At 62.4% G+C, this 22,948-nt stretch carries 19 protein-coding genes; 13 read left to right on the top strand and 6 right to left on the bottom strand.

The window, feature by feature from the left end:
* Nucleotides 1-3: 3 nt before the first annotated feature.
* From A6764_RS17290 to A6764_RS17280, 3 genes are read left to right on the top strand one after another with little or no spacing between them, the layout of a single operon-like run.
* Nucleotides 4-876: an ankyrin repeat domain-containing protein gene (locus A6764_RS17290; RefSeq protein WP_264622298.1), complete on the top strand. Its 873-nt coding sequence runs from the start codon at nt 4-6 to the stop codon at nt 874-876.
* 22 nt (nt 877-898) lie between these two features.
* Nucleotides 899-1,396 (top strand): ankyrin repeat domain-containing protein, encoded by a 498-nt coding sequence (locus A6764_RS17285; RefSeq protein ID WP_264622297.1) that lies wholly within the window; start codon nt 899-901, stop codon nt 1,394-1,396.
* On the top strand, nt 1,350-2,549 hold the full coding sequence (locus A6764_RS17280; protein WP_255309766.1) for an MFS transporter: 1,200 nt from the start codon (nt 1,350-1,352) through the stop codon (nt 2,547-2,549). The genes A6764_RS17285 and A6764_RS17280 overlap by 47 nt, the downstream gene beginning before the upstream one ends.
* A 100-nt stretch (nt 2,550-2,649) precedes the next feature.
* On the opposite strand, the gene A6764_RS17275 is transcribed toward A6764_RS17280, so the two are convergent.
* The 3 genes from A6764_RS17275 to A6764_RS17265 are packed head-to-tail and all read right to left on the bottom strand — an operon-like array spanning nt 2,650 to nt 6,356.
* Nucleotides 2,650-3,465 (bottom strand): hypothetical protein, encoded by an 816-nt coding sequence (locus A6764_RS17275; protein WP_029097615.1) that lies wholly within the window; start codon nt 3,463-3,465, stop codon nt 2,650-2,652.
* The gene (locus tag A6764_RS17270) at nt 3,458-5,089 is read right to left on the bottom strand and encodes a hypothetical protein (protein ID WP_065068062.1); all 1,632 of its coding nucleotides are present in this window, start codon (nt 5,087-5,089) and stop codon (nt 3,458-3,460) included. Before A6764_RS17270 ends, A6764_RS17275 begins: the two co-directional genes overlap by 8 nt.
* Nucleotides 5,090-5,093: 4 nt before the next feature.
* The gene (locus A6764_RS17265) at nt 5,094-6,356 is read right to left on the bottom strand and encodes an O-antigen ligase family protein (RefSeq protein ID WP_065068063.1); all 1,263 of its coding nucleotides are present in this window, start codon (nt 6,354-6,356) and stop codon (nt 5,094-5,096) included.
* Nucleotides 6,357-6,528: 172 nt separating this feature from the next.
* Here A6764_RS17265 and murJ point away from each other — a divergent pair, with 172 nt between their 5' ends.
* On the top strand, nt 6,529-8,052 hold the full coding sequence (murJ, locus tag A6764_RS17260; protein WP_264622296.1) for a murein biosynthesis integral membrane protein MurJ: 1,524 nt from the start codon (nt 6,529-6,531) through the stop codon (nt 8,050-8,052).
* On the opposite strand, the gene A6764_RS17255 is transcribed toward murJ, so the two are convergent.
* Nucleotides 8,030-9,403 carry a phenylacetate--CoA ligase family protein gene (locus tag A6764_RS17255; RefSeq protein ID WP_264622295.1) on the bottom strand — a complete coding sequence of 458 codons (1,374 nt, stop codon included), beginning with the start codon at nt 9,401-9,403 and terminating at the stop codon, nt 8,030-8,032. The two genes, murJ and A6764_RS17255, sit on opposite strands and share 23 nt — an antisense overlap.
* 279 nt (nt 9,404-9,682) lie before the next feature.
* On the opposite strand from A6764_RS17255, the gene A6764_RS17250 reads away from it, so the two are divergent.
* Nucleotides 9,683-11,314, top strand: coding sequence for a putative polysaccharide biosynthesis protein (locus A6764_RS17250; protein WP_065068065.1), 1,632 nt, complete (start codon nt 9,683-9,685; stop codon nt 11,312-11,314).
* A 160-nt stretch (nt 11,315-11,474) separates the two neighbouring features.
* Here the strand turns inward: A6764_RS17250 and A6764_RS17245 are convergent, their stop codons facing one another.
* On the bottom strand, nt 11,475-12,356 hold the full coding sequence (locus A6764_RS17245) for a class I SAM-dependent methyltransferase (RefSeq protein ID WP_319800813.1): 882 nt from the start codon (nt 12,354-12,356) through the stop codon (nt 11,475-11,477).
* Between the two features lie 39 nt (nt 12,357-12,395).
* Nucleotides 12,396-13,499, bottom strand: a complete 1,104-nt coding sequence (gene csaB, locus A6764_RS17240) for a polysaccharide pyruvyl transferase CsaB (protein ID WP_029097608.1) — start codon at nt 13,497-13,499, stop codon at nt 12,396-12,398.
* Between the two features lie 309 nt (nt 13,500-13,808).
* On the opposite strand from csaB, the gene A6764_RS17235 reads away from it, so the two are divergent.
* From A6764_RS17235 to A6764_RS17200, 8 genes are all read left to right on the top strand, one after another.
* Complete coding sequence (locus tag A6764_RS17235; RefSeq protein WP_065068069.1) at nt 13,809-14,735, top strand: 50S ribosomal protein L11 methyltransferase; 927 nt, start codon at nt 13,809-13,811, stop codon at nt 14,733-14,735.
* A 77-nt stretch (nt 14,736-14,812) separates the two neighbouring features.
* Nucleotides 14,813-15,988, top strand: a complete 1,176-nt coding sequence (locus tag A6764_RS17230) for a thiolase family protein (protein WP_065068071.1) — start codon at nt 14,813-14,815, stop codon at nt 15,986-15,988.
* Between the two features lie 108 nt (nt 15,989-16,096).
* Nucleotides 16,097-17,086 carry an LCP family protein gene (locus A6764_RS17225; protein WP_065068070.1) on the top strand — a complete coding sequence of 330 codons (990 nt, stop codon included), beginning with the start codon at nt 16,097-16,099 and terminating at the stop codon, nt 17,084-17,086.
* 514 nt (nt 17,087-17,600) lie between these two features.
* Nucleotides 17,601-19,301, top strand: a complete 1,701-nt coding sequence (locus A6764_RS17220) for a long-chain-fatty-acid--CoA ligase (RefSeq protein ID WP_044897489.1) — start codon at nt 17,601-17,603, stop codon at nt 19,299-19,301.
* 301 nt (nt 19,302-19,602) lie between these two features.
* A complete protein-coding gene (locus A6764_RS17215) occupies nt 19,603-20,190 on the top strand; it encodes a fatty acid metabolism transcriptional regulator FadR (RefSeq protein WP_065068072.1) in 588 nt (195 codons plus the stop codon).
* A 114-nt stretch (nt 20,191-20,304) separates the two neighbouring features.
* Nucleotides 20,305-21,078, top strand: a complete 774-nt coding sequence (locus A6764_RS17210) for an enoyl-CoA hydratase (protein WP_065068073.1) — start codon at nt 20,305-20,307, stop codon at nt 21,076-21,078.
* Between the two features lie 39 nt (nt 21,079-21,117).
* Nucleotides 21,118-21,885: an electron transfer flavoprotein subunit beta/FixA family protein gene (locus tag A6764_RS17205; RefSeq protein ID WP_029097600.1), complete on the top strand. Its 768-nt coding sequence runs from the start codon at nt 21,118-21,120 to the stop codon at nt 21,883-21,885.
* 20 nt (nt 21,886-21,905) lie between these two features.
* A complete protein-coding gene (locus A6764_RS17200; RefSeq protein WP_044897491.1) occupies nt 21,906-22,865 on the top strand; it encodes an electron transfer flavoprotein subunit alpha/FixB family protein in 960 nt (319 codons plus the stop codon).
* Nucleotides 22,866-22,948: the final 83 nt, after the last annotated feature.

Below are 22,948 nucleotides of genomic sequence, written 5' to 3'. Positions count from 1 at the left end.
AGCGTGAGCAGACACTCTGCCAAACGGGCAAGGAGCCATGTGATCTCTGTCCGCCTGGATGACGAGATGCTGCAGGCGGTCGACCTCCTGGTCCGGGCCGGGCTGTTCCAAAGCCGCTCGGAAGCGGCCAGCCAGCTGATCAAGGCGGGCGTGCAGGCGTCGGGCGAGTGGCTCCGCCAGGCGCAGGAGATAGCGGACAGCGTGCAAAAGATGAAGCAGGCGTTCATGGAGGCGGTCAAGCAGAAAGACGTGCAGACGGTCTCGCGGCTGCTGGAACAGGACGGGCGTCTGGCGGAGGAGCACGCAAAACAGCCGGGGGATACGCCGCTGCTGCTGGCGGTTTATTACGGCGCGGAGGAAGTGAAGGAACTGCTGCTCGACAGAGGCGTCCGGCTCAACCTGTTTGAAGCGGCGGCGGTCGGCGACGTCAAGGCGCTGGAGAAGCTGCTTGCGGATGCGCCTCGGCAGGTGAACGCCTACAGCCACGACGGATGGACGCCGCTGCATCTCGCGTCGTTTTTCGGCAGGGAAGACGCGGCCCGGCTGCTGCTCGACCGCGGGGCGGACGTGCGCGCCGTCTCCCGCAACCGGATGGAAAACACGCCGCTGCACGCCGCCTTGGCCGGCGGACACGGCGGGATCGCGCTGATGCTCCTGGACAGCGGAGCGGATGCCGAGGCGGCCGATTCGGCGGGCTGGACGCCCTGGCATCACGCGGCGGCCCACGGCCTGCCACACGTGGCGGAGCGGCTGCTGAAGAGCGGAGCGGACGTAAACAGCCGCAACCGCCAGGGAGTCACGCCGCTTGGGCTCGCCCTGCAGAAGAGGCAGACGGAAATGGCTGCGCTGCTGCGGGCGCACGGCGGAACGGAATAACGAAAAAACGGGGGGAACGTGGATGAGCAAACGGGAGGACATCATGCAGGCGGCAATGAACGGCGACGCGAAAAGCGTGCAGGCCTGTCTGGCTGCGGACGGAAGTCTGGCTGGGGCGTACAGCGAGGACGGCTGGACAGCGCTCCACCTGGCCGCTTACTTTGGCCATCTGGAGGCAGCGCTGGTCCTGCTGGATCACGGCGCCGATCCGGAGGTGCGCTCCCGCAACCGGATGGAAAACACGCCGCTGCACGCGGCCGTCGCCAATCGGCAGGTGGCTGCGGCGAGACTGCTGCTGGAGCGGGGGGCCGATGTAAACGCCGTCCAGAGCGGCGGCTGGACGGCCCTGCACGAAGCGGCCATGCTGGGCGATGCGGGGATGGTCACCCTGCTGCTGGAACGGGGAGCCGATCGTGCGGCGCAAAAAGAAGACGGCCTGACGCCGCTTGATCTGGCGCGGGAAAACGGACACGATGCGGTCATCGCGCTCCTCGCCGGACAAGCGGACGGAAACGGGTGAGGGACGAACGATGCTGGCGGTTCAGTTTCTGCGGGCGTACAACTTTTTCTACTTTTCGCTGCTTGCCGTCTTTATCTCGTTTTTACCCGTGTACCTGACGTTTCGCGGCGTGTCGCCGGCACAGATCGGGGTCCTGATCGGAATGGGCTCGTTTGTCGGCATCCTGTCCCAACCCTTGTGGGGCATGGTGAGCGACCGGTACAAGACGATCAAGAAGATCGTGCTGCTTACGCTCGGTATTTCCGTAGCAGTCGGTTTCGCCCTGTTTCAGTCGGTCCATCCGGCGGCGTTCTTTCTCCTGGTGGGGGCGATGTACCTGTTCATGCTGCCGACCGATCCGCTGACGGAGAGCCTCAACTACCGCGTCGCCGAGCAGCACGGACTCTCGTTCGGGGCGATCCGGACGTTCGGCGCGATCGGGTACGCGTCCGCATCGCTGATCGTCGGGTTTGCCGTAGACCGGCTGGGGATGGAGCGGCTCTCCTGGGTGTATGGAGTGTACGGCCTGCTCGCGTTCGCCTTCTGTCTGGCCGTGCCCGACGCGCCGGCGAGCGGCAAGCGGCTTTCCTTTGCTGACTTGCGCCGGTTTTTTGCGTACCCGGCGACGCTGCGCTTTTTCCTGCTCGTCCTGGTGGCGGCGATTCCGCACCGCACCAATGACAGCTTTTTGGGCGTCTTCGTGCAAAGTCTGGGCGGAACCTCGGGAATGGTCGGCCAGGCCTGGTTCGTCGCCGCCATCAGCGAGGTGGCGTTTTTCGCGCTCAGCGCCTGGCTGCTGCGAACCGGCAGCGAAATCAAGTGGATCACCCTGACGGCCGGCCTGTACGCCGTCCGCTACGCGCTGTGCGCGGTGGCGGCTGATCCAATCTGGGTGGTGTTTCTGCAGGTGATGCAGGGGATCACCTTTGCTATGTTTTATACGGCCACGATTCAGTATCTGTACCGGATCATTCCCGAGGAGTGGAAGGCGACGGGGCAGACCGTGCTGGCCATTCTGTTCTTCGGCGTCTCGGGGATTGTCGGGTCGATAGCCGGGGGATGGCTGTTTCAGCACCTGGGAGGCTCCGCGCTCTACCTGGGGATGGCGGGGGTCTCCCTGGCCGGCTGCTTGTACAGTCTGACGCTGTGGCCGCGGGGAACCGCGTCAACGTGACGGGACGGCGCGGAATCCAATGAGGCATAAAAAAAAAAGAGGCGATGGGTGTCGCCTCTTTTTTGTTCGCCGGAAACACCGGCGGCTGCTTTGCGATTGTTCAATACAGCAGATACTTTTCCACTTCCTCCGGGTCCTTGATCTCGATCCCCGGGTCGTTGTACTTGTAAAACTGGAAGAACACCTGCTGGTCCATCGTGCCCCCCTCCGGCATCGGCAGGATGATCCAGGTCTCGTATTGATGGATCAGCCGGTCGTCCTTGCCGAACCAGAAGGTGGTCTTGATCGTGGAATCCCGCAACACGGCCGCCATGTCCGGGCGGTCGGCCAACTGCTTGCGCAGCGGCTCAAACAGCGGGCTCTTGCTGGCCGCCAGCCAGTCTGCGCCGGTCATTTTCACTTCGAACGGGACGCAGACCGTGCCGTACACCTTCTCTTCGTTTAACTGCACCGCCTGATCCATAAACGGCAGCCAGTCGTCAAAACCGGCCAGCACGTCAAACGGCAGCGGGGTTTCCCGAGCGGTCATCCAGGCATCGCCGACCCGGATGTACCGCTTGTCTCCGATTCGGTAATACTGATAGTCCTGGCGGGCGATCCGCGCATCCACATTGTACCCGTTCGGCTGCACGACGGCGCCGTTAAACATGCTGGTCGTGGTGCGGCTCATGATGGAATTTTTGACATAGCCCTTGTACCAGAACTTCTGTGCATCCTTGTCCGTTTTCGCTTTTTCCAGCGCCGTCTTCAGCCACTCGCTCGCCGACTCCGTCTGCTGCGGGGCCGTCTTTTCCGACGGCGTGCCGTAATTGGTGGTGGCGAAAGACTTGGGCCCCGACTCATAGGTGCAGCCGGTCAAAAGCAGGGCGGAAGCGAGAGCGGACAGGGCGAGCAGTCCCACGGTTCGTTTACGCATGGCGAACCCTCCTTGCGATCCCGTAGCCGATCAATCCGACAAACACGAGGATGACGAGCGGCACGACGGGCACGTTGTGTTGCTTGAACACGATGAGGCGGTGCTTGTCGTAGATGGTGGCGACGATTTCGTTCTCCTTGTCGCCGTCGATGTCGCCCACCTGCACGTTCAAGAGCGGCAGGTAGATGCGCCAGGTCTGCTCCAGTCCTTCCGGCGTGTAGCGGTACCCGGCCAGGTAGCGGGTGTCGGTGGTGCTCACCCAGCTTTTCGCCATGGCGACGATCTCCGGTTCTCCGCTCGATCCGACCGGGGCGTAGTTGGTGAAGCGGAAGCTGCGGTCGCCTTCCTCGCTCGCCCAGAGGATCTCCCAGGTGCCGTTCGGCTTCGCCTTCAGAATGTAGGACGGACTGTTGGCCACCAGCAGTTCGTCGGCCCCGTCCTTGTCCAGGTCGGCCGGGATGAATTCTGCGGTCGCCAGCGGCATCTCCTTGCGCGTCAGGGAGTACGCCTCCACGGCGGTGCCGTCCGGTTCCACGGCCATGACGCTGAGGTGTTCGCCCATGGTGATGAGCCCCTCCCGACCGTCCGGCAGCTTCATCGTGCCGACCAGCTTGGTCGCCTTGGTGGTGGCGGCGAACGGCTTTCCTTCATACGTTCCGCTCAGAAGCCCTTCTTTGATGGAGACGTCGCGGTACTTCTCGCCCATCGCGCTGCGGGTGTCCATGCTGCCGCCGTTTTCCGCCAGCCTGTCCCCGATGTTCTGCATGTCCAAAAGCAGGGCGCGGTACGGCGCAGTTCCCACCTGCAGCATCGCTTCCGCGTAGGATTGGCGCTGCACGTTCGGCACCAGTTGGCCGTCCTTCATCGTGTAGTACGGGAAGCCCGGGTAGTCCGACGGCATTTGTTCCTTGATTTTTGCCATCGTCTCCGGCGCGATCTGGTCATTGGGCATGCGCACCAGCTTTCCGTCCTTCCAGGTGAGCACGTACAGGGAGACGGGCTCGGCCTGCAGGTGCAGGAGCTTGTCGGCCAGCGCCTTCCGCTCTGCTTCCGTCTCCGGCTTCTTCGGCTTCTCTTCCGGCAGGGGCATCTCCTCGGCGTTGCCGTACGTGATGATCTCCTGCTTGCCGTCCCCGTCCACGTCGTAGAGGGTGACGGGGAAGTAGTCCACCCAGGCTCCGTTGTAGAGGCGTTCCGATTCATATTTCAGCGTGAAGTGACTGAGCGCGGCCAGGTTGTCCCGGTGGAAGCTGACATTGGCCAGCACGGCGACCAGCACCAGCGCGCCGACGGCCGACCAGTTCAGGCGGCCGTACCATTTGGCAATCAGGGCCACGACTCCGATCGCCACCGCTCCGCCGATCACCACGGCGACGAGCGATTTGACGTCCACGTGAGCGAGGGCGCGGTCCAACAGCAAAAAGCCGAGCGTAAAGACGACCACCTGCCGCCGCTCGTCCGGATGCACCAGGACATAGCAGAATCCGAGCAGCGGCAAAAAGACGATCAGGGCGATCCAGGAGAGGTCCAGGAACGCCGGTTTGACCAGGATGTGATAGATGAGGAACAGGGCGATCGCGTACAGTGCCCAGTTCACGGCAGACAATACACCATTGCGGCGCATGGACTCACCACCTTTTCTCTTTCGCTTGGTCGGCGTACAGTGCACACAGGAAGCCGCCAAACAGCCAGAAGTAGAGGGACATGAACGGCACCTCGAAAATGTTTTCCACCAGGTTGTGCATGGCGACGGCAAACAGGCCGCCAAACAGCCCCAGCAGCAGGAAGAACGGCGGCTTTCCGGCCTGTGCCCGGATGAGCCGGACCGCGTAGCGGAACGTCGTGGCAATCAGCGCGATGAGCATGATGACGCCGATGATGCCCAGCTCCGCGATGCTTTTAAACAGGTAGCTGTCGGTGTAAATCGTGCCGAAGTGGCGGGAACCGACGGCGCCGCCGTGATGGCCGAGCCCCACCCCGAACAGCGGTTCCAGCCGCATCTTGTCGTACGCCTCTCCCCAGCGGTCCAGACGTCCGGCCTGCATGCTGGATTCGAGGTACTCGGGGGTAAACAGGGTGAAGATGCGATTGGAAATCTTCCCGATCAGGGGAGTCGACTCCGGCACGAAGTACAGGCCGATCAGGCCGACGATGCCGGCGAGCATGAGATAGCCGGCCAGCCGCTTGTTCCACAGATAGCAGCAGACAAACAGCGCCACAGCCAGCGCGATCCAGGCCCCGCGCGAACTGGTCAGCAGCAGGGCGAGCAGCGTCGTCAGCGCGACGATCCACCAGATGATGCGCTCTCTCCGGTTCGCTGTCGTGACGGCCAACCCGACCGCGACGGGAGCGATCAGGGCCATGTAGCTGCCCAGCACGTTGGGGCTGGTGACGAACGAAAACGCCCGCGTCGTGACGGCTTCCCCTTCCTGCACCCACGACTGCGGCGTCTGTACGCCCAGCACCACCTGCATGACACCGACGACAGCGGCGAGAAAGCCGACCGCCGCGAGCACTTTCAGGAACGTGACCAGTTGCTCCGTGTCGCGCAGCAGGTAAAAGCCGATGAAAAAGGCGATCATGTACTGGTAGACGGCGCGGAAGCCCTCCACGCTGGCGTCCCAGTTGGCCATGTCGGCCACCGTCAGGGCCAGTCCGTAGACGATGAACGCCGCAAACGTATGCTTGATGGCGGGCATGTCCCGCGTACCTTTCCAATAGGCGAGAAAGGTAAACAGCAGGAGGACGAGCAGCAGGCCGTCATCCCACAGCGACGAAACGACTGGAATCGGCAAAATCTTTCGCAAGACGTAATCGATAACGGGATAGGCCAGCAGGATATAGAGCCAGGTGCCTGACTGCCTTCCCCACTTCCATACGATCTCTCTCATCTCGTTATTTATCCTCCTACACAGGGATTAACCCCACTATTATAATGAATGGGCGAATGCTGTCGCAAGGCGGAGGGGAAAGTGGTTGGTAGGAAAACGAGAAATACGCTATGATAACAGGTGTGCTTTTTAAGAGGATGGGCGCGTCTTGCAAAGATGGGAGATTCGAACGATGAGCATAATCAAGACTGCCTCGATGATCGTCGTACTGACTTTGATCGGGAGGCTTCTCGGCTTTTTCCGCAACGTCTATGTTAACAGCCTGTACGGCACAAGCGAAGCTTCGGACGCCTTTTACACTGCGGTGACGATTCCGCAGACGCTGTTTCTGGTCGTGCCGGGAGCGATCAACGCCGTGTTGATTCCCACCATGCGCGGGCTGATGGAAAAAGAGGAGCGGACCGGAGCGCTGTACAACAAGATGCTGACCATCGTGTTCGCTGCGTTTCTGGCGATGGCGGTGCTGGGCGTCGTCTTTGCCCGGGAGATCGCCTGGTTGATGGGAGCGCAGGAAAACACGCTGGAGATGACGGCCGACATGCTTCGGTGGATGTGGCCGTCCGCCGTGTTCATCGGACTCGCCGGCCTGTGGTCCAGCGTCTGCAACGCCCACCAGCACTTCTTTACCCCGACGCTGGGAACGGTGACCAACGGCGCTCTGGTGATCGCCAGCATGTACCTGCTGGTGCCGCTCTACGGGCCCGACGGACTGGCCATGGCGACCACCCTCGGCTACCTGGCGGCGATGCTGCCGATGCTGCCGACGCTGCGCCGATTTGGCTACCGCCAGCACTTGTCGTTTGCATGGAAAGAGGATGAAGCGCTGCGCAGCATGGGGGAGCGGGTGGTGCCCATCCTGATCGGCGCTGTGGTGTCCCAGGCGACCACGTTTTTGGAGCGAGGCTTTGCCAACGGTTTGGGACCAGGCAACGTATCCGCGCTGGCCAACGCCAACCAGATCGTGCAGATGCCGATGGCAATATTCGTCGGGGCGTTTACCCTGCCGCTGTTTCCGCTGCTGGCCAGCCACGTGAAGCGGGGCGAGATGGACCAGATGAAGCAGATTCTGCAAAAAGGGCTGGCGTATCTGCTGATCCTGCTATTGCCGGTGACGGCGGGTCTGATTCTCTACGCCGATCCGATCGTGCGGCTCGCGTTCCAGCGCGGCGAATTCGGCGAGCTGTCCGTCGCGCTGACCGCCTGGGCGCTGCCCTTTTACGGCCTGGGGCTGTACGGGATGGCCGCCCGCGATCTGATCACCCGGGCGTTTTACGCGCTGGACAACACGCGAACGCCGGTCGTGATCGGGGTGATCGGGATCGCCGTGTACGCTGGCGCCAACTGGCTCCTGATCCCCTGGCTGGGACACGGGGGGATCGCCCTGGGGACGGCGGTTTCCGCCCTTTTCCAGGCGGTGCTGCTGTTTGGCCTGCTCTGGCGCAAAGTGGGAGCGCCCGTCAGCCGGAGCTTCGTGTGGACCGCGCTGCGGACGCTGGCCGCCTGCGGCGTCATGAGCGGCGGGATCCTGCTGGCCGATGCCTGGCTGTCCGCACTGCCGCTGTGGCTCTACCTGCCGCTTGGCGTGACGGGCGGCGCGCTGCTTTACTTTGCGGCGCTGTCCGCGCTGCGCGAGCCGCTGGTCGTCGAGCTTGTGCAAAAGCTGCGCAGACGGTCTACTCCCGCACAAAACCGGTAAGCGGACATTCCCGAATGGCGTAGCGGGTCTTGCCGGAAGCCGTCGGCGGAATCCGGTCGACATGGCATACCTCGATGCTGACTTCCCCCAGTTTGTCCCGAATGGCCCCCAACAGCCGGGCTTCGTCGGCCGGATCGTACCGATCCGGCTCTTTTACCAGTTTGAGCGTGAACATGTCCGGCCTGTGCTGGACGATTTGAAAGGTGCGGAAGCTGTCCAGATTGCGCATGATGTGGTTGAAGTAGTGGCCGTGCACGTACGTCCCGTGAGGCGTGACAAACATGTCGTCTTCCCGACCGTCGATGGCGGCGAGCAGCGGATAGCCGATGCCGCAGGTGCAGCCGTCCGACGAGAGGGCGATGACGTCGCCCAACTGGTAGCGCAGCCGGGGCATGACCGTGTTGTGCAGGTCGGTGACCAGAAGCGCGCCCCTCTCCCCGGGGGGAAGGGGGCGGCCGCTGGCGGGATCGACCACTTCCAGCACGCAGTTTTCGCTGAAGGCGTGCATGCGTCCGGCCGGACACTGGTAGGCGATGATGCCGCCGTCGCGGGCGCCGTATTCGTTGACGACGGGCGCCCGGAACGCTTTGGCGATCGCTTGCCGCTGGTAGTCGTGGAGCGTCTCCGCCGTGGATACCACCGCTTTCAGCTTCACGCCCGGACTGACGCCGCGGGCCAGCATCATCTCGGCCAGCAGGTGGAGGGCGGACGCGTACCCGTACAGGTAGACGGGACGGAACCGGCGGATCAGCCGCAGGTGTTCGTCCAGCCGCCGCTCGTCCAGGTCGTAGGCGGGAATCATCAGCCGGTTTTTCAACCAGCGCTCTTTCAAGCGAAACCGGCGGGCCTGCTGCTGGTTGAGCTCCAGCGGCGAGCCCCAGATCATGACAGACGGGTCGCCGATGCGAATGCCGTGCCAGGAGAGCCCCAGCCAGCGGGCCGCTTCGTAGCGTTCCACGGCCGGCCGGTTCAGGTAGAAACGGGTCGGTTCTCCCGTGGAGCCGCCGGTCCGGTTGGCGATCAGCCGGGAGGGGTCCGCGCCGTCGGTCAGGTACTGGTCCGACGACGCGCGGAAACGGGCTTTGCTGAGCGCGGGAAGGCGCTCCAGGAAGCGGAACGGGTCGTCGTTTGCCGCCTCCCAGTCGGATGCGTATGCAGTGTAGGCGGGGACGCGGCGGACAGCGTGGGCCAGCAGGCGTCTCAGCTTGTCGGCCTGCCGTTCCCTGAGCGCCTGCGGCGACAACTGCTGCGCCTCTCGCAGTTCGTGCAGATACTGCCGCGTGCGGTTCTGTTTCAGCCGTTCCATCAACGGCCAGTGCACGCGGCGGATGATTGTGCCTGTCAGCGGCATGGGGGTCGCTCCTTTCGCGGCGGCGGATTCCAAACAATGTTTGGAATCTTTTCCCATTAGTATGACTGCCGGATCGGGACCCTATACCTGTTTGCCGGATGGGAGGTTTCCTAGTAGGATAGAGAGAGGATTCACAGCGGGTTTATTCGCGAGGGACGGCAGGGTTTGCCGGACGCGGTCCGTTTTGTCGTTTGTGCGAAGCAAACGGCCGCCGTCCTCCGAAGAAAACCGGCTGTGCGGTACACGATTCGATTTGACACTGTTGCAAAGGAGTTTCCCATGGCCAAAAAAAGTCATTTCCTCGCCGGGGCGTTAATCCTCGCCGTGGCCGGGATTTTGTCCAAGGTAATCGGGATGTTTTACCGCATCCCCCTGCAGGAAATCGTGGGGGACAACGGGCTCGGTCTCTATCAGGAGGTATACCCGCTCTACCTCACTTTCTTGATTCTGGCGACAGCCGGCGTCCCCGTGGCCCTCTCCCGGGTGATCGCCGAAGCGCTGGCGGAAGGAAAGCAGGCCGCGATCAGCCAGATTCTCGCCCGCAGCATGGTGCTGATGGGCGGGATCGGGATCGTCCTGTTTGCCCTGCTCTACCTGAGTTCTCCCCTGATCGCCCGGATGATGGGCAACCCGCATCTGATCGAACCGATTCGGGCCATTTCGCTGTCGCTGCTGTTCGTTCCCTTGATCGCGGTGATCCGGGGCTTCTTCTACGGGCATCAGAAAATGCTCTACGTCGGCCTCTCCCAGATCGTGGAGCAGACGCTGAGGGTGGCCTTTATCCTGATCGCCTCGCTCTATCTCGTCTCGCTGGGCGAGGATACGGATCAGGTGATCACGGGCGTCAACTTCGGGACGATGATCAGCACGTTTTTGAGCCTCGGCTTTCTCGCCTTCCTGCTGTGGCGGCACAACCGCAAGCAGCCGTTCGCGACCGCGGGCGGGTGGAAGCGGCTGGACTGGTGGTACGACCGCGCCTTTTTCCTGTCGATGTGGCGCATCGCCTGGCCGATCTGCATCAGCGCGCTGGTCATTCCGATCTTCAGTCTCGTCGACTCGTTTTTGGCGATCAACATCTTCCGCTACGTCTGGCATGTGGACGGGCTGACCGCCGACACCTGGTTCGGCATCTACAGCCGTGGGGGCCCGCTCCTGCAGTTGGCCAGCCTGTTCGGCTCGTCCATCGCCCTGTCGATCGTTCCCGCCATCGCCGAAGCGCGGCAGCAGCGCGACGAGGAGCGGGTCACCACGCTGACTAAGCTCTCCCTGCGCTTTGCCTGGCTGATCGGCCTGCCGGCGGGTCTGGGATTGACCGCCGTGGCCGAAGGGGCCAACCTGGCGCTGTACGGCGACGTGGAGGGGACCCGGGCGATGGCGATTTTGGGCGTCAGCGCCATTCCGCTTTCCCTGCTGTTGGCCACCAACGGCATTCTGCAGGGGCTGGGCCGGGAAAAAGTGCCGGCGCTGCACCTCTTGTGGGGCGTGCTGGCCAAGATCGGGACGACGATCCTGTTCACCTCCCTGATGGGCATGGACGGGCTGTCCGTATCCTGGCTGTGCGCCACCGCCCTGGTTTGCGCCTTGAACATGCGGGTGATCAACCGGCTGGTGAAGGTGGAGTTCCAGTGGCGCTTTGACACGCTGTATCCGCTGCTCGTCGCCAACCTGATGCTGGTATTGGCCTGGGGCGCGACGGAGGCGGTCGGCTTCCTGCTGCATGGGAAAGCCCGTCTGGTGGGCGCGGCGGAAACGGTGATCGGGGTCGGGACGGGGATGCTCGTCTACCTGGGCATGCTGCTCGCCATTCCGCTGATCGACGAAAAAGAGCTGGAGTGGCTGCCCGGAGGCAACCGGCTGCGCGGCCTGATGAACCTGCTGCGCCGGAAAGAGTCGCCGACCGATTTCCGCTGACCTCGGCCTGTCGGCATCAAACAAGGGCTGTACCGTAAACGGAACACCTCCGATTACGGCACAGCCCTTTTCGTCTGTTCGACGGATCGGACCGGCGCGGCCCTGTCCCCGGCAAAAAAGCCGCCCCGTAATCCGGGACGGCTTCACGCTTGGCGGTCAGCTATGCTTGCTTTTGATAGACACAGACTACCATCTTGACGAAAAACTCGCGCAGGAACGGCAGCTTGGCCAGTCCGGAGACGACCGGGCGCAGCGGCACTTCCCGCTGGTAGACAACCGGATGGGGGACGCCCTCCTGGATGCGGCGAAAGCGCTTGATCGTCATCCGGTTGATGTAGGAAATGGTCTCTTTGCCGTCCGGCCCCTGACCGAAGCGGAAGGAGACCCGTTCCTCGCCGTCGGGCAGGTGGCGAACCAACTGCTTGTAGGCGTCGATCAGCGCCTGCTCGGAGAAAAACGCGTGCACCCAGGGAATCCCGATGGCGTCGGAGAGATGGGCGCCGTACGGGTGGTAGTAGGGCGGAAAGTTGATGTACAAGTGGCCGCCCGGCTTCAGCACGCGGAAGCATTCGTCCAGCGTCTGCTCCGGCCGGTCGACGTGCTCCATCGCGTCGTTCATGATGATCGTGTCGAACGTGTTGTCGTCAAACGGCAGTTCGGCCGAGTCCGCGGTCATGAACGCGACCCGGTCCGCCAGCCCTTTTTCGCGGGCGAAGGCGTTTCCCTCCTCGGCGTAATGGGGCACGATGTCAATGCCGATCATCTGCTTGGGACCGAATGTGGCGTAGTAGCAGGTTTTGCCTCCGCCGCCGCAGCCGATGTCCAGGACCGTCTTGTCGCGGAACATCTGCTCCTGCGAATGGTAGGGGAGGAAAAACTGGATCGTCTGGTCCCCTTTTTGGAACTGCCACTCGGTGTAGCTCATCGTCCCGTCGTTCGCCAGGTTGAACGGGTGAACGGGGAGCGGAAACAGCTTGTTCAAACGTATCAGAAGCTGGGAAGAAACGGACATCTGCACGTCCTCCTTTCGTCCGCGTTGCAGGGAGCCCTCCCCCTGCGGGCGCTCCGTTCGGCCGTCCGCTTACGTTTTGCGGCGCAGCGCCTGAAGCACCAGTTCGCTGCTTTTGGCGGCTTCCTGGGCGAGCAGCCGCGAGCGTTCGGCAATCACGCGCTTTTCCCGCTCCAGGTTGGCCAGCCGCTCGTTCAAGAGGGCAAGGAGCGCCGATTCGTCCAGACGGGTGATATGGCCGGCGCTGGGCATGCCGGCCCGCTCGACAAACCGGTCGATTTTCGGGTCGTAGGAGATGCCGGTAAACGGCGTCTGCAGCATGCAGGCGAGAATCAGGGAGTGCAGCCGCATGCCCAGCACGTACTCGCACTGTTTCAGCACGGACATGATGTCGTGAAAGGTGACCGGCTCGTCCAGGAGCTGCGCCCCCGGCTGCCGCATCATCCCGATGATGTCGCGGGAGGGAGCCAGGTCGCTGGGGTAATGCATCGGCAGAAACAGCACGTTCCATCCCCGCTCGGCAAACAGGTCGGCCGCCCGGGCGATGGCCTGCTTGAACCGCTGCTCCTGTTTCCAGTCGCGGACCGAGATGGCGACCAGCGGCTTGGACAGGTCGGCAAACTTGTCCGCCAAAAGCTGGCGCCCCCGCTCGTCGGACACGTCGTCCGGCGAAATGGTCAGCGCCGGATCGGCCGTCACGTAGACCGGCGCCTTGCTCACTCCGCACGCCTTGAAATCTTCGCCTGATTCAAAGTCGCGCACGGTGATCACGTCTACCCGGTTCACCACCCGCTTGATCAACAGGCGGCTGATCGGCTTCTGGACGGGACCAAACCCCTGGGCGTAAAACACGACCGGTTTGCCCAGCAGCTTGGCGATCGAGACGATCCCCAGGTAGTAAAGCACGCTGCGCGGACTGGTCACGTCCTGCATCAGTGTTCCGCCGCCCATCACCAGCATGTCGCTTCGCATCAACTCGCGCACGATGGTCGGCAGGCTCCAGCGGTTGTACGCCGGAATGCCAAACAGGGCCGTCGTTCGCTCCGGCTGGTTGGACAGCACGGCCAGGGACATATTCGGTTGTTCCCGACGCAGCGCGCTGATGATGCCATACAGGACCACATCGTCTCCGGCATTGTTAAAGCCGTAGTACCCGGAGATGAGAATACGCGACATGGAGTGAACCTTCTTTCTATATCAAACGTACAGGAAAAACACATTCTCAAGTATAATCGAGTAAATGCGGGGAAGTAAAGCAACCCTAGAACAAATAGAGGAAGCCCAGGGCGAACAGACCGGCCCCCATGAGCATCAGGGCGATCATCAGGACCAGCATCCCCTTGTTCTTGCGACGCCGGTAAAAAAATTCGTCAAACATGGCAAGCCTCCAAAACGGGTTTTCATCCATTCTACTATCATACCATGCAAGCGCACATCCTCGCCATCCATTCAGAGGATCAAATGGGAGAAAGGGGCAGGCAGACGATGGAACAAACATGGCTGAAGTACATCCTGCTGGTAGAGCGGGATGCGGAAGACGCGTTTGTCAGCGAGGTGCTGGCGAGCGCCTACACGCTCGGCTGGGTGGAGCCGCAGATCGAGGTGCTGACGACGGAAAACGGCTACGATTACGCGGAAAAGACGGACGGCCCGGTGATCGCCTACCTGTTTGAGCCGCTCAGGGGCAGCGAAGCCGAGCATGCGGAGCGGCTGCGGGACTATCTCAGCCGCTGGGGGGAGAAGGTCCGCCTGCAGGAGGTGGAGACGGTGGCGGAGGAGAACGAATCGTGGAAGGAGACATTCCGCGAGGTGCAGGTGGGCGACTGGTGGATTGCGCCCACGTGGACCCCGCCGGAAGCGCTGGCCCAAGCCAGGCACGTGCTCTGGATCGATCCCGGCGCGGCGTTTGGCACCGGCTACCACGGCACCACCCAGGACATCCTGCTGATGCTGCAGGAGCGGCCTCCCGCCGGCAAACGAGTGCTGGACATCGGCGCCGGTTCCGGCATCCTGTCGCTGTTCTGCGTCAAAAACGGGGCCCGGCAGCCGGTCTGGGCGGTGGATCTCAATCCGCAAAGCGAATACCAGATCCGGGTAAACCTGGCCAACAACGACCTGTCGGAGGAAGCGGTGGAAATCGTGATGGGCGACGCGCTGGATCCGGACGTACAGGAGCGGCTGCCCCGGGAGGCGGATCTCATCCTCGTCAATATCGGCGGAGATGAAGACGTGGCGATGCTGCCGCTGGTGCGGGAGCGGATCGCTCCGGGGGGAACGGTGATCCTTTCCGGGATCGTGCAGTGGAATCGCGGCAAGGTGCTGACCGCTTACGAACAGGCCGGATTCGCCCCGGTGGCGGAGCGGCACAGTGACGAGTGGGTGACGGTCATGATGAGGGACGTCCGGGAGTAGAGATGGTACGGGAACGATTTACGCCGGATCGGACCTGTGTCACAATGGGAGAAACGAACACGGAGGAGGAAACCGGCATGGAACAAGTCGTCATTGCCGCAGCCGGACGCACGCCGATCGGCACGTTCGGCGGCGTTCTGAAAGATGTAAGCGCTCGCAAACTGGCGGAAACGGTGATCCGCGGCGTCATCGCCAAATCGGGAGTGGATCCGTCGCTGATTGATGAAGTGATCCTCGGCAACTGCATCCAGCGGACCGACGAAGCCAACATTGCCCGCGTGGCAGCCCTTGACGCCGGGCTCGGCAACCGGGTGACCGGTTTTACCGTGCAGCGCCAGTGCGCCTCCGGCATGCAGGCGATCGCCAGCGGGGCCGCGCAGCTTCTGCTGGAGGAGAGCGAGGTGGTGATCGCCGGCGGCGTGGAGAGCATGAGCAACGCGCCGTACGTGCTGAAAAACGCCCGCTGGGGCAAACGCCTCACCCACGGGGAGATGACCGACGCGATGTGGGAACTCCTGACCGATCCCCATCACGGCATCCTGATGGGGGAAACGGCGGAACGGCTGGCGGAGCGCTACAGCATCAGCCGCGCCGAACAGGATGAAATCGCCCTGCGCAGCCAGCAAAACGCGGTGTGGGCCATCGACAGCGGCCTGTTTCGCGAGGAAATCATTCCCGTTCCGGTAACAAAGCGGGGAGAGACGGTAATGGTGGAGACGGACGAACATCCCCGCCGCGACGTCACGCTGGAGGGCCTGGCCAGGCTGAAGCCCGGCTTCCGCGAAAACGGGACCGTGACGGCGGGCAACTCCTCCGGGTTGAACGACGGGGCGTCGGCGGTCGTGCTGATGAAGGAAAGCCGGGCGCGGGAGCTGGGCATCGCTCCGCTGGGCAGGATCGTCTCGTACGCCTGGGCCGGGGTGGAGCCCGATCTGATGGGATACGGACCGGTGCCGGCGGTGAAAAAGGCGCTGGCCAAAGCGGGCCTGACGCTGGCCGACATCGATCTGATCGAAGTAAACGAAGCGTTCGCCGCCCAGTATCTGGCGGTGGAAAAGCTGCTGGAGCTGCCGCGCGACATCACCAACGTCAACGGCAGCGGCATCTCGCTCGGCCATCCGGTCGGCTCCACGGGCTGCCGCATCGTCGTCACGCTTCTGCATGAAATGAAGCGCCGCCAGGTCAAGCGCGGGCTGGCCACGCTCTGCGTCGGAGGCGGAATGGGCATGGCGATGGTCGTGGAAAGGGACTGAAGCGGCCGAACAGGTTTAAACGAGGCCTCCCCGGTCAACAATGGAAGCAGGACCCCATCGATGCTGCAGCAGAGATGGGGTCCTGTTCGTCAAAGGGAGGTCTCGTTCATGAACATGTTGTCTTTTTTGCGCAGATACGGAAAGCGGATCGCCCGGTACGGGGCGGCCCTCGTGGCGATCGGCTTATTGGTGGCGGTCTCCTTTGCCGCCTACCACTACAAGCGGATGACCCGGGAATGGTACGCCCCGCTCGAGGCGGAAACGGGAGCGCCTTTGGAGCAGACGGGGGAACGGCTGCCCGGCGCGCTTTTGGCCCAGGCCAAAACGCTCAAACCGTTTCTCCTGCTCGTCATCGGGACGGACAGCCGGGACGGGGAGCAGGCCCGCTCGGACACGATGATGCTGGCGGCCGTGCATCCCGCCAAGCAGCGGGTGCATCTCGTCTCCATCCCCAGGGACAGCTACATGGAACTGCCCGGAACAGGCTACGACAAGCTGAACCACGCCATGGCCTACGGCGGCCCCAAGCTGGTCAAACAGTCGCTGGAGCGCTTTTTCAACCTCAAGATCGACCGCTACGTGACGATCGACTTCGAAGGATTCCGGCAGGTGGTGGACGAGCTGGGCGGGGTGCAGATCGAGGTGAAAAAACGGATGAAGTACACCGATCCGAGCGACGACACCCACATCGACCTGAAGCCGGGACTGCAGACGCTGAGCGGCGAACAGGCGCTCGATTACGCCCGCTACCGCAAAAGCGATCTGGGGCGGGAAGACAGCGACTACCAACGGATCGCCCGGCAGCAGGAGATCGTCCGGGCCCTGGCCGACAAGGGCACGTCGGCGCAGACGCTGGTCAAGGCGTTTTCGCTGATGGACATTCTCGGCAGCCACGTCAAGACCGATCTGACCGACCAGGAGATCGCCTCCCTCCTGCTGGCGTACGGCGACCCCGAGCCCAATACGGTGCAGACGGACACGCTCACGGGGACGGACGAGCGGATCTGGCACAACGGCGTCCTCGGCTGGTACCATCTGGTGCCAAAAGAGGAGCGGTCCCGCGTCCGCCAACTGCTGATGGAGGCGCTGGCCCCTTGACCACGGCGCTGGCCTCCTGACCACAGAGCTTGCCCCTTGACCACGGGCGCTGGCCCCCTGATCACGGAAATTGCCCCTTGACCACGGGCGCTGGCCCCCTGATCACGGAAATTGCCCCTTGACCACGGGCACTGGCCCCCTGCACGGCGCTGGTTGGAGCCGGAGATTCCGCGGCCGCTTTTCCGGAGCGGCAGGCCTCTTGGCGGGAAGCCGGTCCGCCATGCCCGCCCGTCAACCATGCCCGCCCGCCAGGCGTAGACGCGAGGAGATCAACGGCCGGACAAGCCCGCGACGCCCCCGGACGGCCGCCGCAAAAAGCCCGTCGCCAGCAAGAACGGCACCCCCATCCCGCCCCGGACAGGCGGCTGCCATTTCCTGCAAAAAAATGGTCCGGTTTGTGTATTTTTCGTTGGAAAATTAATTATCTTTCGACTAGAATGGAAGCAGGAAGAGGTTATGAATGTGGATCGTACGGGAGAGGTAAGGCCAATAAGGGATTGGAGGGAATTTGCCCATGTCAAACGCCAAGCCTTGGATTGCCAGTTACCCGCCCGAGACCGCACCGTCACTGGAATACCCCCGTGTTCCGCTGACGCATTTTCTGGAACAGGCGGCCGCCGAGTTTCCCGATCATCCTGCGCTGTACTTCATGGGCAGGCGGATCACCTACCGGGAGCTCTTGGCGATGTCGTATCAGTTCGCCAACGCGCTGATCAAGCGCGGCGTGAAAAAAGGGGACCGCGTCGCCGTCATGCTGCCCAACTCCCCCCAGGCAGTCATCGGCTACTACGGCTCGCTGATGGCCGGAGCGACGGTGGTCATGACGAACCCGCTTTACACGGAACGGGAACTGATTCACCAGTTGAACGACTCGGGAGCCGAGACGATCATCACATTGGACCTGTTGTACAGCCGCGTTGCGGCCGTGAAGGCCTCCACCCCGCTGAAACGCCTGATGATTACGAGTGTGGGGGATTTTCTTCCCTTTTTCAAAAAGATGCTGTATCCGCTGGTGCAGAAGAAGCAGGGCCACCATCCGCAGATAACCTACGGCGGTGATGTTGAGCCTTTTCTTTCCGTGCTGAAAGAAAGCGCTATCAATCCCGTCACGCCTGAGGTTGACCCGGAAAAGGACATCGCGCTTCTGCAGTATACCGGCGGCACCACCGGCCTGGCCAAGGGCGTCATGCTGACGCACCGCAACCTCGTCGCCAACGCGCTGCAGTGTCAGGCTGTCATGTACAAGTTCGTCAGAGGGCGGGAACGGATCCTCGCCGCCCTGCCGCTGTTCCACGTCTACGGAATGACCACGGTGATGAACAAGGGCATTTCCATCGCGGCGGAAATCATTCTCGTCCCCAAATTCAACGTCAAGCAAATCCTCAAATTGATCGACAAGACCAAACCCACCCTGTTTCCCGGCGCACCCACGATGTACATCGGACTGATCAACCATCCTGACTTGCCCAAATACGACTTGTCCTCCATTGCCGCCTGCGTCAGCGGCTCCGCACCGCTGCCCGTGGAGGTCCAGCGCAGGTTTGAAGAACTGACCGGCGGCAGGCTGGTGGAAGGGTACGGCCTGACGGAAGCGTCTCCCGTCACCCACTCCAATCCGATCTGGGGGAAGCGGATCAGCGGCAGCATCGGCCTGCCCTGGCCGGACACCGACTGCCGCATCGTTGACCCGTCGACCGGGGAAGAGCTGCCCCAGGGAGAGATCGGGGAGCTGGCGGTCAAAGGGCCGCAGGTGATGCTCGGATACTGGAACCGGCCGGAAGAAACGGCGGCCGTCCTGAGGGACGGGTGGCTGCTGACCGGAGATATGGGCTACATGGACGCAGACGGATACTTTTACGTCGTCGACCGCAAGAAGGACATGATCATCGCCGGCGGATACAACATCTACCCGCGTGAGGTGGAAGAAGTGCTGTTTGAGCATCCCGCCGTCCAGGAAGCGGCCGTTATCGGCGTGCCGGACCCCTACCGGGGCGAGACGGTCAAGGCGTTTATCGTGCTGAAAGAAGGAGCGCAGGTGAGCGAGGAAGAGCTGGAGCGTCACTGCCGCCAGCGCCTGGCCGCCTACAAGATTCCGCGGATATACGAGTTCCGTAAAGAACTGCCCAAGACGATGGTGGGCAAGGTGCTGCGCCGCCAACTGCTGGAGGAGGAAAAGAAACGGAGCGCCGCCGAAGACCAGGTGAAGACCAGCTGAAGGCCATCCGGAAACGCGAGGAAAACAGGCGGCAACCGCCGCGTCGGGACCATCCCGTCGACCGTGAATGCTGTCCCGAACCGCCCTCCTGATTGGGAGCGGCCTTTTTCTTGTCGGACGGGCGTACGGCTTCGATCGGACCGGCTTTTTCGTGAGGGACTTCTCCGGGCAGACCACCTGCCGTTCGCTTTTGGCCCGGGCGGACGAGGGATTGACAGAGGCTGGAACCTGTATTACACTTTACACATGAATGAACGATCATTCATTTCAACATCTAGTCGAAGCAAACGTGGAGGTACGTATGGCGAAAAAAACGGGGGAGAAATATCAAGCCATCATTGATGCGGCTGTTCGCGTCATCGCTCGTCAGGGCTATCACAGCGCCCAGGTTTCCAAAATTGCGAAAGAGGCGAAGGTAGCGGACGGCACCATCTACCTCTACTTTGAGAACAAGGATGACATTCTCATTTCCCTGTTCAACGAAAAGATGGGAACCTTTATCGAAACCTGCCGGGGACGCATCGCCGAAGCGGAGTCGGTCGAGCAAAAACTGTACGCCCTGGTCCACACCCATTTGAGCCAGTTGGCCCAAGACCCGGAACTGGCAAAAGTGACGCAGATCGAGCTGCGCCAGTCCAATCCGGAAATCAGCGAGGGCATCGGCGCCGTGATGAAGCAGTACTTCAACCTGATTGACGACGTGATCCGCGAAGGCATGGAGAAAGGCGTGTTCCGCCCGGACATCGATGTCCGCGTGGCGCGGAAAATGATTTTTGGCACGCTGGACGAAGTGACGACGTCCTGGGTCATGAAACAATGCAAGTACGATCTTGTCTCCCATGTTGACCCCATTCATAACCTCTTCCTGTACGGTATGAAGGGAAAATGACAAAAGAAAACGCTTTTTTTGCAAGATTCCGTTTGTTACAATAAAAACGTAAAGACTGAGCGTTCGTTCAGATGACGGATGCTTCATGACTCGACGTAAGCAGGGGGGAGAGGGATGTATTCGTATTGGCATGTGCAAAAGGAAGACCGCGTCGCCGTCGTCACCATCAACCGTCCGCCGGCCAACGCGCTGAGCCAGGCGGCGCTGACGGAGCTGGCAGCGCTTCTGGACGATCTGGAACGGGACGGCCAGGTAAAGGCGATCGTCTTGACCGGCGAAGGCCGTTTTTTCATCGCCGGGGCGGATATCAAGGAGTTTACCCAACTGATGTCCGCGGATGCGGAAGCGCTGGCGAAAGCCGGACAGCAATTGTTTGAGCGTCTGGAAACCTTCCCGAAACCGATCATTGCGGCGATCAACGGGGCGTGCCTGGGCGGCGGTCTGGAACTGGCGATGGCCTGCCACATTCGGCTGGCGGCGCCCGAAGCCAAGCTGGGATTGCCCGAGCTCAACCTGGGCATCATCCCCGGATACGGGGGCACACAGCGGCTGCCGCGCCTGGTGGGCCGGGGCAAGGCGACGCAGATGATCCTCACCTCCGAAATGATCGGCGGCGAAGAGGCGCTGCGCATCGGGCTGGTGGAAGCGGTCCATCCGCTGGACCAGCTCCTGGACGAAGCGAAAAGGCTGGCCGGTGCCATCGCCCAAAAAAGCGCCGTCGCCCTGCGGCTGGCACTGGAGGCGGTGCACGCCGGAACGGTGCTCGGCAAGGCGGAAGGCATGCAGCGCGAAGCCGAACTGTTCGGCGAAGCGTTCGCTTCGGAGGACGTCAAGGAAGGCGTCGCCGCGTTTCTGGAAAAGCGCAGGCCGCAGTTTGCCGACCGCTAGCCGGTATCGGAATCGCGCCACCTAGAAGGAGGGAATCCCATGAACATTTTGGTTGTCATGAAGCAGACGTTTGACACGGAAGAAAAAATCGTCATCCAGGATGGCAAAATCTCGGAAGACGGCGTGGAATTCATCATCAACCCGTACGACGAGTACGCGGTGGAAGAGGCGATCAAGCTGAAGGAGGAGCACGGCGGCGAAGTGACCGTCGTCTCCATCGGTCCGGACCGGGCGGAAAACGCGCTCCGCACCGCGCTGGCGATGGGAGCGGACAAGGCGGTTCTGGTGAACGACGAATCCCTGTTCGGAGACGAGTACACGACGGCCAAAGTGCTGGCTGCCGTCGCCCGCAAAGTGGGATACGACATCATCCTCGGCGGACAGATGGCCGTCGACTCCGGCGCTGGACAAGGCGGTCCCCGTCTGGCCGAAGAGCTGGGCATCAACCACGTCTCCACCGCCGTCAAACTGGAGATCAACGGTACCCAGGTGCGCGTGGAACGCGACGTCGAAGGGGACCTGGAAGTGGTGGAAACCAGCCTGCCGGTGCTGATCACCGCCCAGCAGGGGCTGAACGAACCGCGTTACCCGTCCCTCCCGGGGATCATGAAAGCCAAGAAAAAACCGTTGGATCGCCTCTCCGCGGACGATCTCGGCCTGTCCGCCCAGGACGTGCAGGCGAAGACCGTCATCGTCGACCAGTCCCTGCCTCCGAAGAAGCAGGCAGGCCGCATTCTCTCCGGCGACTTGGCGGCGCAAGTGTCCGAATTGGTCCAATTGTTGCGTAACGAAGCAAAAGTGATCTAAGCGAGAGGGAGAGGATCCTGATGAAAAAGGTACTGGTATTGGCAGAAACGCGCGACGGTCAACTGCGCAACGTGTCCCTGGAAGCGCTGGCCGCCGCGCACGTGTTGGCGGAAGGCGGCGAAGTGGTGGCCGCCCTGTTCGGACCGGACAGCGGCGCGCATGCGGCGGTCCTGGGACATCACGGCGCCGGTACGGTCTACGTGGCGGATCATGCCGCGCTGGCGCAGTATACGCCGGACGCGTACGCCCAAGCGCTGAAACAGTTGATCGACTTCGTCTCTCCCGACGCGGTGGTGCTGGGTCACACGGCGATCGGCCGCGACGTGGCGCCGCGAGTGGCCGCCCGTCTCGGGTACGGCCTGATCTCCGACGTGACGGGTCTGGAGGCCGGTCCGGTCTTTACCCGGCCGATCTACGCGGGCAAGGCGTTCCAAAAACGGACGTTTACCGACGGCGCGATCATGATCACGATCCGGCCCAACAACATCCCCGCCGCAGCGCCTGACACCGGCAAAACGGCCACGGTGGTGCCGTTTGACGTGGAGATCAAGGATCTGCGCTCCATCGTCAAGGAAGTGGTCCGCAAAACGAGCGGCAAAGTGGATCTCTCCGAGGCCAAGATCATCGTCTCCGGCGGACGCGGCGTCAAGAGCGCGGACGGCTTCAAACCGCTCTACGAACTGGCGGAGGTACTCGGTGCGGCTGTGGGCGCGTCCCGCGGCGCGTGCGATGCCGACTACTGCGACTACTCCATGCAGATCGGCCAGACAGGGAAGGTGGTCACACCCGACCTGTACATCGCGTGCGGCATCTCCGGGGCGATCCAGCACCTGGCAGGCATGTCCAACTCCAAAGTGATCGTCGCCATCAACAAGGACCCGGAAGCTCCCATCTTCCAGGTGGCGGACTACGGCATTGTCGGCGATTTGTTTGAAGTGGTTCCGCTGCTTACGGCCGAATTCAAAAAAGTGCTCGTGTAATCGAGCGGCACGGCTGCGGCGCCCTGTACGGGGCGCCGTTTTTGCTGTCCCGGGAGCGGTGCGCCAAGCGGCGGTCGCGGTAT

Source organism: Brevibacillus sp. WF146 (genome assembly GCF_001673705.2).
GTDB classification, from domain to species: domain Bacteria; phylum Bacillota; class Bacilli; order Brevibacillales; family Brevibacillaceae; genus Brevibacillus; species Brevibacillus thermoruber.
Note: the sequence above shows the minus strand (reverse complement) of the source record. Positions and strands in the feature narration are given on the sequence as shown.

What these genes read in the sequence shown, in the direction of transcription:
- A6764_RS17200 (WP_044897491.1), top strand. Translation starts at nt 21,906, where the DNA reads ATGAAAAAGGTACTGGTATTGGCAGAAACGCGCGACGGTCAACTGCGC.
- A6764_RS17210 (WP_065068073.1), top strand. Translation starts at nt 20,305, where the DNA reads ATGTATTCGTATTGGCATGTGCAAAAGGAAGACCGCGTCGCCGTCGTC.
- A6764_RS17215 (WP_065068072.1), top strand. Translation starts at nt 19,603, where the DNA reads ATGGCGAAAAAAACGGGGGAGAAATATCAAGCCATCATTGATGCGGCT.
- A6764_RS17205 (WP_029097600.1), top strand. Translation starts at nt 21,118, where the DNA reads ATGAACATTTTGGTTGTCATGAAGCAGACGTTTGACACGGAAGAAAAA.
- A6764_RS17280 (WP_255309766.1), top strand. Translation starts at nt 1,350, where the DNA reads ATGCGGTCATCGCGCTCCTCGCCGGACAAGCGGACGGAAACGGGTGAG.
- A6764_RS17285 (WP_264622297.1), top strand. Translation starts at nt 899, where the DNA reads ATGAGCAAACGGGAGGACATCATGCAGGCGGCAATGAACGGCGACGCG.
- A6764_RS17225 (WP_065068070.1), top strand. Translation starts at nt 16,097, where the DNA reads ATGAACATGTTGTCTTTTTTGCGCAGATACGGAAAGCGGATCGCCCGG.
- A6764_RS17270 (WP_065068062.1), bottom strand. Translation starts at nt 5,089, where the DNA reads ATGCGCCGCAATGGTGTATTGTCTGCCGTGAACTGGGCACTGTACGCG.
- A6764_RS17250 (WP_065068065.1), top strand. Translation starts at nt 9,683, where the DNA reads ATGGCCAAAAAAAGTCATTTCCTCGCCGGGGCGTTAATCCTCGCCGTG.
- A6764_RS17255 (WP_264622295.1), bottom strand. Translation starts at nt 9,403, where the DNA reads ATGCCGCTGACAGGCACAATCATCCGCCGCGTGCACTGGCCGTTGATG.
- murJ (WP_264622296.1), top strand. Translation starts at nt 6,529, where the DNA reads ATGAGCATAATCAAGACTGCCTCGATGATCGTCGTACTGACTTTGATC.
- A6764_RS17265 (WP_065068063.1), bottom strand. Translation starts at nt 6,356, where the DNA reads ATGAGAGAGATCGTATGGAAGTGGGGAAGGCAGTCAGGCACCTGGCTC.
- csaB (WP_029097608.1), bottom strand. Translation starts at nt 13,499, where the DNA reads ATGTCGCGTATTCTCATCTCCGGGTACTACGGCTTTAACAATGCCGGA.
- A6764_RS17220 (WP_044897489.1), top strand. Translation starts at nt 17,601, where the DNA reads ATGTCAAACGCCAAGCCTTGGATTGCCAGTTACCCGCCCGAGACCGCA.
- A6764_RS17230 (WP_065068071.1), top strand. Translation starts at nt 14,813, where the DNA reads ATGGAACAAGTCGTCATTGCCGCAGCCGGACGCACGCCGATCGGCACG.
- A6764_RS17275 (WP_029097615.1), bottom strand. Translation starts at nt 3,465, where the DNA reads ATGCGTAAACGAACCGTGGGACTGCTCGCCCTGTCCGCTCTCGCTTCC.
- A6764_RS17235 (WP_065068069.1), top strand. Translation starts at nt 13,809, where the DNA reads ATGGAACAAACATGGCTGAAGTACATCCTGCTGGTAGAGCGGGATGCG.